Origin of the sequence: Lysinimonas soli, assembly GCF_042655435.1 — a bacterium.
Lineage (GTDB): Bacteria > Actinomycetota > Actinomycetes > Actinomycetales > Microbacteriaceae > Lysinimonas > Lysinimonas soli.
Genome location: NZ_JBHSMG010000001.1, coordinates 257,501 through 269,489, shown reverse-complemented (window position 1 = coordinate 269,489; position 11,989 = coordinate 257,501). Strand labels below are relative to the sequence as shown.

At 67.5% G+C, this 11,989-nt stretch carries 12 protein-coding genes; 2 read left to right on the top strand and 10 right to left on the bottom strand.

Going from position 1 to position 11,989, the window contains the following annotated elements; all coding sequences use genetic code 11:
• Position 1: 1 nt before the first annotated feature.
• The 5 genes from ACFPJ4_RS01290 to paaI all read right to left on the bottom strand — a co-directional run bounded on the left by ACFPJ4_RS01290 (position 2) and on the right by paaI (position 4,603).
• A complete protein-coding gene (locus ACFPJ4_RS01290; protein ID WP_386738476.1) occupies positions 2–862 on the bottom strand; it encodes a 3-hydroxyacyl-CoA dehydrogenase family protein in 861 nt (286 codons plus the stop codon).
• The gene (locus ACFPJ4_RS01285; RefSeq protein ID WP_386738475.1) at positions 859–1,602 is read right to left on the bottom strand and encodes an enoyl-CoA hydratase/isomerase family protein; all 744 of its coding nucleotides are present in this window, start codon (positions 1,600–1,602) and stop codon (positions 859–861) included. Before ACFPJ4_RS01285 ends, ACFPJ4_RS01290 begins: the two co-directional genes overlap by 4 nt.
• Positions 1,599–2,783, bottom strand: a complete 1,185-nt coding sequence (locus ACFPJ4_RS01280; protein WP_386738474.1) for an acetyl-CoA C-acyltransferase — start codon at positions 2,781–2,783, stop codon at positions 1,599–1,601. Before ACFPJ4_RS01280 ends, ACFPJ4_RS01285 begins: the two co-directional genes overlap by 4 nt.
• 89 nt (positions 2,784–2,872) lie before the next feature.
• Positions 2,873–4,192: a phenylacetate--CoA ligase PaaK gene (paaK, locus tag ACFPJ4_RS01275; protein WP_386738473.1), complete on the bottom strand. Its 1,320-nt coding sequence runs from the start codon at positions 4,190–4,192 to the stop codon at positions 2,873–2,875.
• 39 nt (positions 4,193–4,231) lie between these two features.
• Positions 4,232–4,603: a hydroxyphenylacetyl-CoA thioesterase PaaI gene (gene paaI / locus ACFPJ4_RS01270; RefSeq protein ID WP_386739751.1), complete on the bottom strand. Its 372-nt coding sequence runs from the start codon at positions 4,601–4,603 to the stop codon at positions 4,232–4,234.
• Between the two features lie 239 nt (positions 4,604–4,842).
• Between paaI and ACFPJ4_RS01265 the strand changes: the two genes are divergently transcribed.
• Positions 4,843–5,247, top strand: coding sequence for a PaaI family thioesterase (locus tag ACFPJ4_RS01265; RefSeq protein WP_386738472.1), 405 nt, complete (start codon positions 4,843–4,845; stop codon positions 5,245–5,247).
• Here the strand turns inward: ACFPJ4_RS01265 and ACFPJ4_RS01260 are convergent.
• Entirely contained in the window at positions 5,244–6,020 is a 777-nt protein-coding gene (locus ACFPJ4_RS01260; RefSeq protein ID WP_386738471.1) for a fumarylacetoacetate hydrolase family protein, read from the bottom strand. The genes ACFPJ4_RS01265 and ACFPJ4_RS01260 overlap by 4 nt on opposite strands.
• A 275-nt stretch (positions 6,021–6,295) precedes the next feature.
• Here ACFPJ4_RS01260 and ACFPJ4_RS01255 point away from each other — a divergent pair, with 275 nt between their 5' ends.
• Entirely contained in the window at positions 6,296–6,997 is a 702-nt protein-coding gene (locus tag ACFPJ4_RS01255) for a GntR family transcriptional regulator (protein WP_386738470.1), read from the top strand.
• Here ACFPJ4_RS01255 and ACFPJ4_RS01250 read toward each other — a convergent pair.
• The 4 genes from ACFPJ4_RS01250 to ACFPJ4_RS01235 are packed head-to-tail and all read right to left on the bottom strand — an operon-like array spanning position 6,994 to position 11,989.
• Positions 6,994–8,598 carry an FAD-dependent monooxygenase gene (locus ACFPJ4_RS01250; RefSeq protein ID WP_386738469.1) on the bottom strand — a complete coding sequence of 535 codons (1,605 nt, stop codon included), beginning with the start codon at positions 8,596–8,598 and terminating at the stop codon, positions 6,994–6,996. The genes ACFPJ4_RS01255 and ACFPJ4_RS01250 overlap by 4 nt on opposite strands.
• Positions 8,591–9,436 carry a TIM barrel protein gene (locus ACFPJ4_RS01245; RefSeq protein ID WP_386738468.1) on the bottom strand — a complete coding sequence of 282 codons (846 nt, stop codon included), beginning with the start codon at positions 9,434–9,436 and terminating at the stop codon, positions 8,591–8,593. Before ACFPJ4_RS01245 ends, ACFPJ4_RS01250 begins: the two co-directional genes overlap by 8 nt.
• On the bottom strand, positions 9,433–10,311 hold the full coding sequence (locus ACFPJ4_RS01240; RefSeq protein WP_386738467.1) for an NAD(P)-dependent oxidoreductase: 879 nt from the start codon (positions 10,309–10,311) through the stop codon (positions 9,433–9,435). The genes ACFPJ4_RS01245 and ACFPJ4_RS01240 overlap by 4 nt, the downstream gene beginning before the upstream one ends.
• The gene (locus ACFPJ4_RS01235) at positions 10,304–11,989 is read right to left on the bottom strand and encodes a dihydroxy-acid dehydratase (protein ID WP_386738466.1); all 1,686 of its coding nucleotides are present in this window, start codon (positions 11,987–11,989) and stop codon (positions 10,304–10,306) included. The genes ACFPJ4_RS01240 and ACFPJ4_RS01235 overlap by 8 nt, the downstream gene beginning before the upstream one ends.

Here is an 11,989-nt window from a genome sequence, read left to right as displayed (position 1 = left end):
CTCATTCGGTCCACGTGAAGAAGCCCTGACCGCTCTTCCGGCCCAGGTGACCTTGCTCGACCAGCTGGCGAAGCAGGGCAGGCGCCGCAAACCGCTCGCCGAGAGTCGACTCGAGGTAGTCCGAGATGCCTAGCCGCACGTCCAGCCCGACCATGTCGGTGAGCCGCAATGGGCCGACCGGGAACTTGTAACCGAGCACCATGGCGGTGTCGATGTCCTCGGCCGATGCGACGCCTTCCTCCAGCATCCTGATCGCCTCGAGTGCGATGGCGACGCCGAGCCGGGAGCTGGCGAAACCGGGCGAGTTGCGCACGACGATGGGCGTCTTGCCGATGGCTTCCACCCAGCCGCGTGCTTCGGCGACCAGACCCGGCCCGGTCCGTTCGCCTCGGACGATCTCGACCAAGGTGGAGCTCGGCACCGGATTGAAGAAATGCAGGCCCAGGAAGCGATCCGGGCGCTCCAGCTTGCTCGCCAACTCGTCGATCGACAGCGACGAGGTGTTCGAGGCCAGGTACGAGGTCGGCTCGAGAACACGCTCGACTCGCGCGAGCATCGTCGACTTGAGCGCGAAGTCCTCGGGGACCGCCTCGACGACGAGCTCGGTCCCTGCCAGATCGGCGGCGTCGGTCGTCGTGCCGGTGCGAGCCAGAAGGTCGTCCTCGCTCTCCTGGGTGCTGCGACGCTCCACGCTGCGGGTGATCGCGTCGGTCAACCCGACCTCTGCCACCTCGGCGGATGCCGAGTCGCGTTCGAGGATGACGACTCGAGCGCCGGCGAGCAGGAAGGCGTGCGCGATGCCCACGCCCATCCGTCCGCCGCCGATGACGCCGACGGTCTGCGGCACCGCCGATGAGGTCATTTCTTCTTCCGATCCAGGAAGGCGGTCATTCGAGCGAACTTCTGCTCCGACTCGAACAGCACCGCTTGGGCGGCATTGTCGATCGCGGGATGAGCGGAACGCGGAGCGTGGATCAGAGATTTGGTGATTCGCACCGCCAGCGGGTCCTGTGCGGCGATCCGATCGGCCAGGTCGTCTGCCGCCGCCGAGAGCGCTTCAGGAGGATGGACCTCCGTAACAAGCCGGACCGCCAACGCCTGCTCGGCGGTGAGCACGCGCCCCGCCAGCAGGATCTCCTTGGCGAGCGGCTCGCCGACCAGCTCGACGAGCCGCCAGGTGGCGCCCGCGGCTGCGGCGATGCCGAGGCTCGTCTCGGGATTTCCGATCTTCGCGGAGGTACTGGCGATCCGGAAGTCGGCCGCATAGGCGAGCTCCGCGCCGCCGCCGAGTGCCCAGCCGTCGATGACGGCGATGACCGGCATCGGAAGAGCGGCGATCCGTTGGAAGATTCCCGAGTTGATGCCGGCCAGAGCGTCATCGCGTCGACGCTCTCGGAGTTCCGCGATATCGGCACCGGAGGCGAAGACGCCCCCCGCACCGCTGAGTAGGAGGATCCGCGGGTCTCGTTCGAGCGAGAGGCAGATCTCGTGCAAGTCCGCGACCATCGCCGCGGAGATCGCGTTGCGGGTCTGGGGATGATCGAGCGTCACGTGAAGGCGGTCGGGGCGCGTCGCATCAACCCGGAGCACGGACGCGGTCATGCGAGACGCTCCACCGCGAGCGCCGCGCCTTGGCCGACTCCGACGCACATCGTGGCAAGACCGTGCCGCGCCTCTTCTCGTTCCATGCGCCCGAGAAGGGTGACGAGGATGCGAGTGCCGGACGCCCCCAGCGGATGACCGAGGGCGATCGCGCCGCCATCGGCATTGACGAGTTGCTCATCGAGTCCTAGGCGCCTCATGACCGCGAGAGCCTGGGTGGCGAACGCCTCGTTGAGCTCGATCGCGCCGAGCTGCGCGAGATCCAGTCCAGTGCGAGCGAGAAGTTTCTGGACCGCGGGCACGGGACCGAGTCCCATCACCTCGGGCGACACCCCGGCGGAGGACCCCCCGATCACACGTGCCCTCGGCGTCAGCCCGAAGCGCTCGACCGCGGCCTCGCTGGCGATCAGCACGGCCGCGGCGCCGTCGTTGAGCGGGGAGGCGTTGCCGGCGGTCACCAGCGATCCATTCCGGACCACCGGACGTAGACCCGCCAGCACCTCCATCGAGGTGTTGGCGCGCGGGCCCTCATCGTCGAACACCGGACCGGTGGGCGTGGGAACGGCGACGATCTCCTCGGTGAATCGACCTGCCGCCGCCGCGGCGATGGCGCGCTGATGCGAGCGCAGCGCGAAGGCATCAGCATCCTCGCGCGTGATCCCCTCCTGGATGCCGACCTCTTCACCGGTTTCGGGCATGCTGAAGGTGAACTTGCGTTCGCGAAAAGCCGGGTTGACGAAGCGCCAGCCGATCGAGGTGTCCGCCACTTCACCGGGCTTGCCGAACGCCTTCTCGGGCTTCGCCATGACCCACGGTGCTCGGGTCATGGATTCCACCCCGCCCGCGATGACGACATCGGCCTCTCCCGACTTCACCATCGCGCTCGCGATGTGCACGGCGGAGAGGCCAGACGCACACAGCCGGTTGACGGTGATGCCGGGAACGCTGACAGGGAGTCCCGCGAGCAGGCCCGAGAGCCGGGCGACGTTCCGGTTGTCCTCGCCGGCTTGATTCGCGTCGCCGAAGACGATGTCGTCGATGGCTTCCGCAGCTATCCCAGTGCGCTCGACCAGCTCACGAATGACCAGCGCCGCGAGGTCATCGGGCCTCACCTGTGCGAGGCTGCCGCCATAGCGTCCGATCGGCGTCCGAACGCCGCCTACTATCAATGCCTCTGCCATGGCTCCATCACCCTGCGTCGCGGTCACTTACTGACCGTTCGTTCTGTAAAAGAATGTCACGCGCCATCGACGCCCGTCAATCCGGCGACTCAGCGGTTGTCATGGAGGCGCTTGAGCTTGCCTTCGCTCCGCGGCAGGGATCCCGGTTGAGCCAGTTCGACGGCGACGGAGCTGCCGATGCGGGACTTCACCTCTCGAACCAACCGGTCCGCGGCCGCCTGCCCCTCGGCCGCGCTCAACCCCTCGCGGGACTCGATGTGCACGGTCAGGCTGTCCATGCGCCCGGCCGTCGTCAGCTCGAGGGAGAAGTGGGGTGAGAGGCCCTCGATCGCGAGGGCGATCTCCTCGATCTGGCTGGGAAAGAGGTTGACGCCGCGCAGGATGATCATGTCGTCATTGCGACCCGCGATCCGACTCATGCGCCTCATATTCGGTCGGGCCGAGCCGGGAAGAAGACTCGAGATGTCATGAGTCCGGTAACGGATCACCGGCAACGCCTCTTTCGTGAGGGTTGTGAACACGAGTTCCCCCTGCGTCCCGTCGGCAAGACTCGCGCCGGTCTCGGAATCGATGATCTCGGGAAGGAAGTGGTCCTCCCAGATGTGCGGGCCGTCCTTCGATTCGATGCACTCGTTGCCAACCCCCGGACCCATGACCTCGCTCAGGCCGTAGATGTCGACGGCGTCGATCCCGAGGCTGCGCTCGATCGTGTCCCGCATCTCGTTCGTCCACGGCTCGGCGCCGAGGATGCCGACCGCGAGCGAGCTCAGACGCGGATCCTCGCCGCTCGCCGCGATGGCGTCGATGATCGTGAGGAGATAGCTCGGGGTTGCCATGATCGCGTCAGGACGGAAGTCCCGGATCAGCTGCACCTGCTTCGGTGTGTTGCCACCGGACATGGGAACGACCGTGCAGCCGAGTCGTTCGATACCCGCGTGTGCGCCGAGTCCCCCGGTGAACAGCCCGTAGCCGTAGGCGTTGTGTACCATCTGCCCCGGACGCACACCACTGGCGCGCAAGGAGCGCGCGATCAGTGTGGCCCAGTTGTCGAGATCGTTCTGGGTGTAGCCGACCACGGTCGGCAGCCCGGTCGTGCCCGAGGACGCGTGAATGCGTGCGACCTCGGCGCGTGGCACGGCGAACATCCCGAAGGGATAGCTGAGGCGCAGGTCCTCCTTCGTGGTGAAGGGGAACTTCTGCAGGTCCTCGAGAGACCGGAGATCATCGGGATGCACACCGGCCTCATCGAACTTGCTGGTGTACAGCGGCACCTTGGCATAGGCGAGGCGAACAGTGGCCTGCAGCCTGCGCAGTTGCAGTGCCTCGAGCTCATCGCGCGACATCCGCTCCTCGGGATCGAGTTCGGCGGGGGCCGGCGCGTGGGCACGCGAGGTGCTGAGAACTGACATGGAGACTCTCCTTCGAGCCGGATGACGTAGCGGCGAGGCCTAGCGATGGACAGTGCGGCTCTTGCCGCGGAACTCGGCGATGACGGCACCGGTCTCGTCGACCACCTGGACGTCGTAGATGCCCGACCGACCGGACCGGGCCCGCAGTTCGGCGGTCGCGGTGAGCACCTGGCCGAGTCGAGCAGGCCGGAGGAATGAGATCTCCGCTCCGGCAGCGAGCGTCATGGAGTCGTCTTCGTTGCAGGCGACGGCGAAGGCGGTGTCGGCGAGAGCGAAGATCAGACCGCCGTGCACCACGTCGAAGCCGTTGAGCATCTGAGGGCCGACCGTCATGGTCGTGACAGCCCTGCCTCCGGCCGTGCTGACCAGTGTGATACCCAATGCCTCCGAAGCCCGGTCACGTTCGAGCATGAGGCGCACCGAAGGTGATGCGGCGCTGTGCGCCCCGACGTCTGTCATCGTCACCTCACTCATCAGAAAGATAGATTACTGAACGTACGGTAAGCTTCCTAATCGGCGGGAGTCAAACGGAGGGGTGCTGGAACATATGGCGCGAGTTGCTCGGTGCGAGGTTTTCGTGGTTGTCGCGCTGAGCAGACCTCGACATCATGCGTGAAACCCCAACCCCGTCGGGTCGAGAGGATGCGCCGATGACCAACTCGCCATGGACGATCGAACTCGGTGACCTCGATCGCAAGATGGGGATCGAGGTGCTCGAGCAGTCGGCGAAGCGCGTCGTGGCAACGATGCCGGTCGCCGGCAACACCCAGTCGTTCGGCCTGCTCCACGGCGGCGCCTCGATGGCCTTCGGCGAGGCGCTCGGCTCATGGGCGGCGGTCATTCACGCCTCGACGATCGGCAAGAGCGCGGTCGGCCTCGACATCAACGGAACGCACGTTCGGGGCGTCCGATCCGGCGTCATCACAGGGGTCGCCACCGCCATTCACCTGGGGAACACGATCGCGAGCCACGAGGTGGTGCTCACCGATGAGAGCGGCGCGCTGATCAGCACTATTCGGATCACGAACCTGCTGATTCCCGCGCCGGCAGGCTAGAGCGCGGCCTTCTCATCGATGATCGGCGTCTCCATCACGCCCAACCCCGTGATCTCCATGCGCACGATGTCCCCCTCGAACAGGAAGGTCGGCGGATCCTGGAATGCACCGCATCCGGTCGTCGTGCCCGTCATGATGAAGTCCCCTGGCGACAACTCGATGACCTTGCTGAAGTCTTCGATCAAGCCAGGGATGTCGACGATCATCTCATCGCTGCGCCCGTCCTGACGCAGCTCCCCATTCACCCAGCACCTGAGGCGCAGGTCGTGGGGGTCCGGGATCTCGTCCTTGGTCGCGATCCAAGGCCCGGACGGCGCCCCGGTCGGTATCCCCTTGGCACGCGTCATCTGCGCGTACATCGGGTGCAGCGCCACGTCTTTGAACGCGAGGTCACGAGCGGTGACGTCGTTGCAGATCATGTAACCCGCGATGTGCTCGTAGGCATCTTCTCGACGGATGTTGCGGCCTCCCCGACCGATCACGACGCCGATCTCGGTCTCATAGTCGAGTTGTTGTGATTGCAGGGGGCGCACAAGCGCGTCGTTCGGTCCGATGACGGTGTTGGACGGCTTGAAGATGATGATCGGCTCAGACGGGGAGGGGGCGTCCTTTCTGCCCATGGCCTCATCCACATGGGACTGGTAGTTGCCCCCCGCGACGAGAATCTTCTCCGGCCGGGTGACCGGCGGACCGAGGCGAACCGACCCCGCGGCGACGGTCTCGACGCCACCTTTCTTCAGCGCCGCTTCTACCAGGGGCTGGAGGTGGTCCAAGAGGGCGAGAAACTCGTTCGTCCCTAGTTCGGTGAGTCCGATCCCACGCAGCAGGGGCGCCAGCGGCGCGATCGACCCATCCTCCAACAAGACACCGGGCTGCTCCGCACGAACGGGACCGAAACTGACGATTCGCATTGTGTTCCTCACCGTTGCTCGTCGTCGAGCACGCGCGATTCAAACTACCCATACCGGTGGAATATCTCAACTATATTTTCGTGCGACCAGGTCTCCGCGCTTGATACTGTTGCATCACACTCGGCTGGGGGTTCCAGATGCAGTACCGCAAGCTTGTCGAGGCTCCGGAGGCCTCCCCCTCGGCCGCGCCCCAGTTGTCGCTCACCGACCAGATCTATGAGCGCGCCCGCCGAGAGATCATCGAGGCGAAGTGGCGTCCCGGCCGCATCCTTCTCGAACCCGAGCTCGCCGCCGCCTACGGGGTGTCGAAGACCCCGGTGCGAGAGGCGCTCCGGCTGCTGGTGCAAGAGGACTGGGTCGTCAACCTCCCGCGGCGCGGGTATCTGGTCCGCCCGCTGCGCCTCGACGACATCGGGGAGGTCTTCGGCCTGCGGAGCATGATCGAGCCCACCCTCATCGCCGAGATCGCGCGCATGTCCGGACCGAGCGCAGCCGAGATCCTCGCGGCACGAGTGTCCGACCAGCGCGGCGCCGAGGGCGACTTGCACGCATCACTTGACGCGGCGAGCAGCTTCCACCTGGCCGCCGCGCAGCTCGCGAACAACCGACGCGCCGAAGGGATGCTCGAACGCCTGCTCGCCGAGGTTCGGCGACTGCACTACCTGATGCCCAACGTCGAAGCGCACATCAACTCCCAGGCTGAGATCACCGCCCATGAACGCATCCTCAACGCCGTGCGTGCGGGCGACGCCGACAAGGCGGCGGGACTCATGCGGGAGCACCTAAACGAAGTCGCGCGCACCATGGTGAACGGCTTCGCCCAGGTGCCGACCGACTAAGCCTTCTCGGCGGCGAGGCCTCCATTGACCGTGGCGTCCCACGCTGCCGCGAAGCGCTGGCGCAGATCACCCGCTACCGAGTGGGTGAGCCAGCCCACGTGTCCGTCGGGTCGCACGATCGCGGCCCCTTGCTCTCCCAGCGAGTAGCGCTCCGCCAGCGTCTGGTCGGCCCCCTCGAACCCGGGCTCACCGAGCACCCGCACGGTCGTCCCCTTCGGGATCGCGGACAGCCAGACGGAATCCGCTGCGCCGAGCAGAACGGTCATTCTTCCGTCGAAGACATCCAATGTCGACACGGTTCTTCCGTTCACTAGCACGGGGGCGTGCGGAGCCCTCGCCCCGAAGGTAATGGTGCCGACCGCGATCTCGGATGGTTCCGAGCCAGGGGCATAGCTGAACCCGAGATCCTGTTCGATCGGATCCACGTGCCTGTGCTGATCATCGAGGAGGCGACGGAGCTCGTCGCGGTCATCCGCCATCAGCGCCGCCTTCACCTTCACGAACCGCTGGGCGTTGCCGACCGACCACGCCGCGTTCGAAAGCGCGACCGGTCTGCGCTCGGTCTCGTAGCTGGCCAGCAGGGACTCGGGGGCGCTGCCGGTGAGCACCATCGCGAGCTTCCATGCCAGGTTGTGCACGTCGGCGAAGCCGGTGTTGATCCCGAATCCGCCGGTCGGCGGCAGGGAGTGCGCGGCATCACCGGCCAGGAAGACGCGGCCAACCCGGTACGAGCTGGCGACGTCGGCGCTGATCCGGAAGGTCTCGCTGCTGAGGACGTCGACCTTCAGCTCATCGACGCCCACCGCACGGCGCACGGCCGCGATGGCCTCCTCCTCGCTCAGCGCAGGGGGGCGCTCCCGGGTCGGCGCGTTCTGGATGATGGTGACCCAGCGATCCTCCCCACCCGCGGGAGCGACACCCACCAGCCCCCCCGATCCGCCGGAGCGCGTGTAGTACATGATCGCCGGGCGTTCGGCGGTGTACGGGCGGAGATCGCCGTGCCAGTAGATGCTCTGCCAGAACGGAGTCGGGGCATCCGATCCGAAGGCGATCCCGAGCGCGGACCTCATCGAGCTGCCCACGCCGTCGGCGGCGATCACGTACTTGGCTCGGATGCGCGCCGGCCCGCGTGCCGCATCTCGCACGGCCAGCTCGACCCCGTCGTCGTCCTGCGCGATCGACTCGACCGTCACGCCCTTCTCCAGGCGCACGAGCGGCGCGGCGACCAGATGCCGCTCGAGAGCCTGTTCCAGGAGGTCCTGCGAGACACGATACGGCCGCACCGAACTCCACGATTTGTCCAAGGAGGTCATCGACTCCGTGCGCGCGATCTCACCCCCTGCCACTGTCTCCGTGTAGATGAACCGATGCGTCTCCGCGGGCATCGCGATGGCGCGCAACTCGTCATCGAGACCCCACAGCCTCGCGAGCTCGCTGGCTCGCAGCCGTATCCCCCGCGCCTTGGGATGATGGTTGCGCTCGGCCCGCCGTTCCAGGACCGTTGCGCGAATGCCGTATTGCGACATCAGAAGACCCGCGGCAAGACCGACCGGTCCCGCCCCGATGATCACGACGTCGGCATCGAGGGGCTCGTCATTCACGCGGCACATCCTTCATGAGGGGGGCGGTGAGCTGCAACCACAGTCGATCGGGGCTCTCCAACTGCAGTGGGTCGTCGGTCGCCGGCAAGAACTCGAGACCGAGGAACCCCCGGTACCCGCCGACCTTGACGGAGTCCAGGATGCCCGCCATGTCGAGCATTCCGGTGCCCGGTCGTCCCCTGCCCGGATAGTCGGCGAGTTGCACATGACCGATATCGGCCTCGTTCGCGGCGATGAATCCGGCGGGGTCGACGCCGGAGTGGGCCAGGTGATAAACGTCGGCGAGCATTCCGATGTCGACGCTTACCTGGGGCCGGACTCGGCGGACGACCGCGAGCACCTCGTCCGGCTCGGTCAGCAGATAGTCCGGATGATCGGTCGCGTTCAATTGCTCGACGACCAGGCCGAGCGCGGCCGGCTGCGCGAGAGCCGCAAGCGCCACGAGTCGGCTCTCCAGCACCTCCAACCCGGCTGCCCGCCCTCGGGGGCCCACGTTCCCCGCGAGCACGTTGAGATAGCGTGCCCCGAGCGCGGAGCCGAGTTCGACGGCCGCCGCGGCGTTCGCCCAGAAGACCTCGCCCGCGTCAGGGAGTCCGGCCAGGCCTCGTCCCCCGTGGGAGGCGTCGCCCTCCCAGAGGTTGAGCAGATGCAGTCGAGCCCCAGCCTCGACGAAGCTGGAGACGAACTCGCCCATGGCGACGGGACCGGGGACAGGCTGCGGCCACGGCCACCACGTTTCGAGAGTCCGATAGCCGAGGTCGACCGCGCGACCCGCGCGCTCCAGAGGCGGGACGCCGGGGAGTAGCGCGGAGATCGAGAGCGAGAACCGTTCGCTCATGAGCCGTCCCGACGGTAGAGGTCGAGCAGTCGCGCCGGATCGTCCGCGCCGAAACCGCACGCGACCGCATCGCGGAACATCTCGCGGACGGCGGGGAATACGCGCGACGAGATGCCGGCGGATTCGAACTGCCGCGCTACCAGATCCTGAACCGGGACGAGGCCCTGGATGGCGGCGCCGGTCGAGGCGAAATCCTCCCGCATGGCGCGGGGCAGCTCTCGTTCCAGCATGGCACTCGCCGCCCACCCTCCCATGAGCACCGGCAGCGCGGCATCGAGCGGGATGGATTCCGACCGAAGGAGGGCTGCCGCCTCGACCGCACCGGCCATGTGCACCGAGACGAGCAACTGGTTGACGAGCTTGAGACGCAGTCCCGATCCCGATGCGCCGATGTGGTGCACCGATGCGAGGTAGTCGGCGAAGAGCGTCCTGCGGGAATCCACGGTATGCCGGTCTCCTCCGGCCATGGCCACGAGGGTCCCCGCTTCGGCACCTTCCGGACCACCGGTGACCGGGGCGTCGATGAAGGCCGCCCCCGCGGCGGAGAGCAGCGCGCTCAGTTCCCGGGCCAGGTCGGGGCTGAAGGTCCCATGCTCGACGAAGACCTGCCCCGGTCCAGCGCCGGCGATCAGGCCGTCGCCACCCCCGTAGACGCTCCGGATCGCCTCGTCGTCCAGCAGGCAGCCGACGACCGTGCTGCACCCCTCCGCGACATCCCGGGGGGTTGCGACGAATACGACCCCGTCGCCGGCGAGAAGCGCGGCCCGCGCCGGATCGCGGGCCCACGCCGTGACCGGATGCCCGGCCGCGACGAGACGCCGAGCCATCCGGGCGCCCATGGCCCCGAGCCCCACGAGACCGACGGCCTCACTCATCAGGCACCGCCCGGAGGAAGTCGAAATCGCATCCCTGGTCGGGTTGGAGGACGTGCCGGTCGTACAGCAAGCCGTATCCGCGGCGCGGGGCATCCGGTGGGGCGCCCGGGTCGCGTTCGGCCAGCTCGACCTCCGGCACGAGCAACTCGATCGTGCCGTGCTCGATGTCGACCTCGATGATGTCGCCGTCCCGTACCAGCGCCAGGGGGCCGCCGACCGCCGCCTCGGGAGTGACGTGCAGCACCACGGTGCCCGTCGCGGTGCCGCTCATGCGCGCATCGGTCACCCGCAGCATGTCGACCACTCCCGCCCGCGCCAGGCGAGCGGGGATCGGGATGTGCCCGACCTCGGGGATCCCGGGAGCACCCCGGGTACCGACCCCCCTGAGCACGAGGACGCTGTCCGCGTCGACGTCGAGGCCCTCGTCGTCGATCCTGCGATTGAGATCCGCGACGCCGTCGAAGACCACCGCCCGCCCGCGGGCATGCCGCAGGCCGCCGGCGACGGGCTTGACCACCGCGCCGCCGGGAGCGAGGTTGCCCGAAAGCACCGCGATGGCCTCCCCGACGGGTGATGCGTCGGCCGCTCGAAGGGCGGCGCTCTCAACAGGCGCCGTGCGCGCCCGCGCCACGTCCCAGCTCAGCCCTTCGGCCGTCGCCGTGCCCGCATGGAACAACTCCCCGAGCTCCCGCGCGACGGCGGGAACTCCACCGGCCGACTGAAGGTCGCTGAGGAGCTGGGATCCCGACGGGCGAACGTTCGCCAGCAGCGGCGTGGTCCGCGCCCACTCGCGGATCCGCTCGATCCCCAACCCGACACCCGCCCGGCCGGCGATCGCCTCGAGGTGGATGAGCGCATTGGTCGAGCCACCGAGAGCGCAGACCATCCTGACCGCGTTCTCCAGGGACTCCTCGGTCACCAGCGAAACAGGCGCCGCGCCCCGACCGACCGCGTCGACGATGGCCGCGCCGGCACGAACCGCGGCGCCGAGATGCTCGTCGCTGCCGGCGGCGTGCAAGGAGGAGCCGGGAAGCGCGAAGCCCAGCACCTCGGCGATCGCGGCCATGGTGACGGCCGTTCCCAGCACATTGCAGGTTCCGACTCCAACGTTGAGCTTGCCCTCGAGCTCGACCCAGTCATCATCGTCAAGTCGTCCGAGACGACGCTCGTCGATGAGCGGCCAAACCTCGTCGATGGTGAGGGCGGCATCCCGCCAGCAGGAGACGGGACGCGGTCCGGCCGTCACCATGATGGCGGGCTTGCCCGCGCTGATGGCCCCCATCAACTGAGCAGGCACGGTCTTGTCGCAGCCGCCGAGGAGCACGACGCCATCGATCGGGGAGGAGGCGATCATCTCTTCGACATCCATGGACATCAGATTGCGCAGCAGCATGCTGGTCGGCCGGATGAATGGCTCGGAGAGCGAGATCGTGGGGAACTCGAGCCCGATCCCGCCCGCTTGGGCGATGCCCTTCTTCACCTCCACTGCCACGTCGCGCAAGCCCGCATTGCATGGGCTCAGCTCGCTCCAGCTGGTGCAGATTCCGATCACGGGGCGCCGACGCACCGCTTCGTGGTTGAAGCCCTCTCCTCTGAGAAAGGCGCGATGGAGGAATCCATCGGCGCCGTCATCCGCGAACAGCGAGCCGTTCGATCGGGCGATCTCACGTTGCGACAC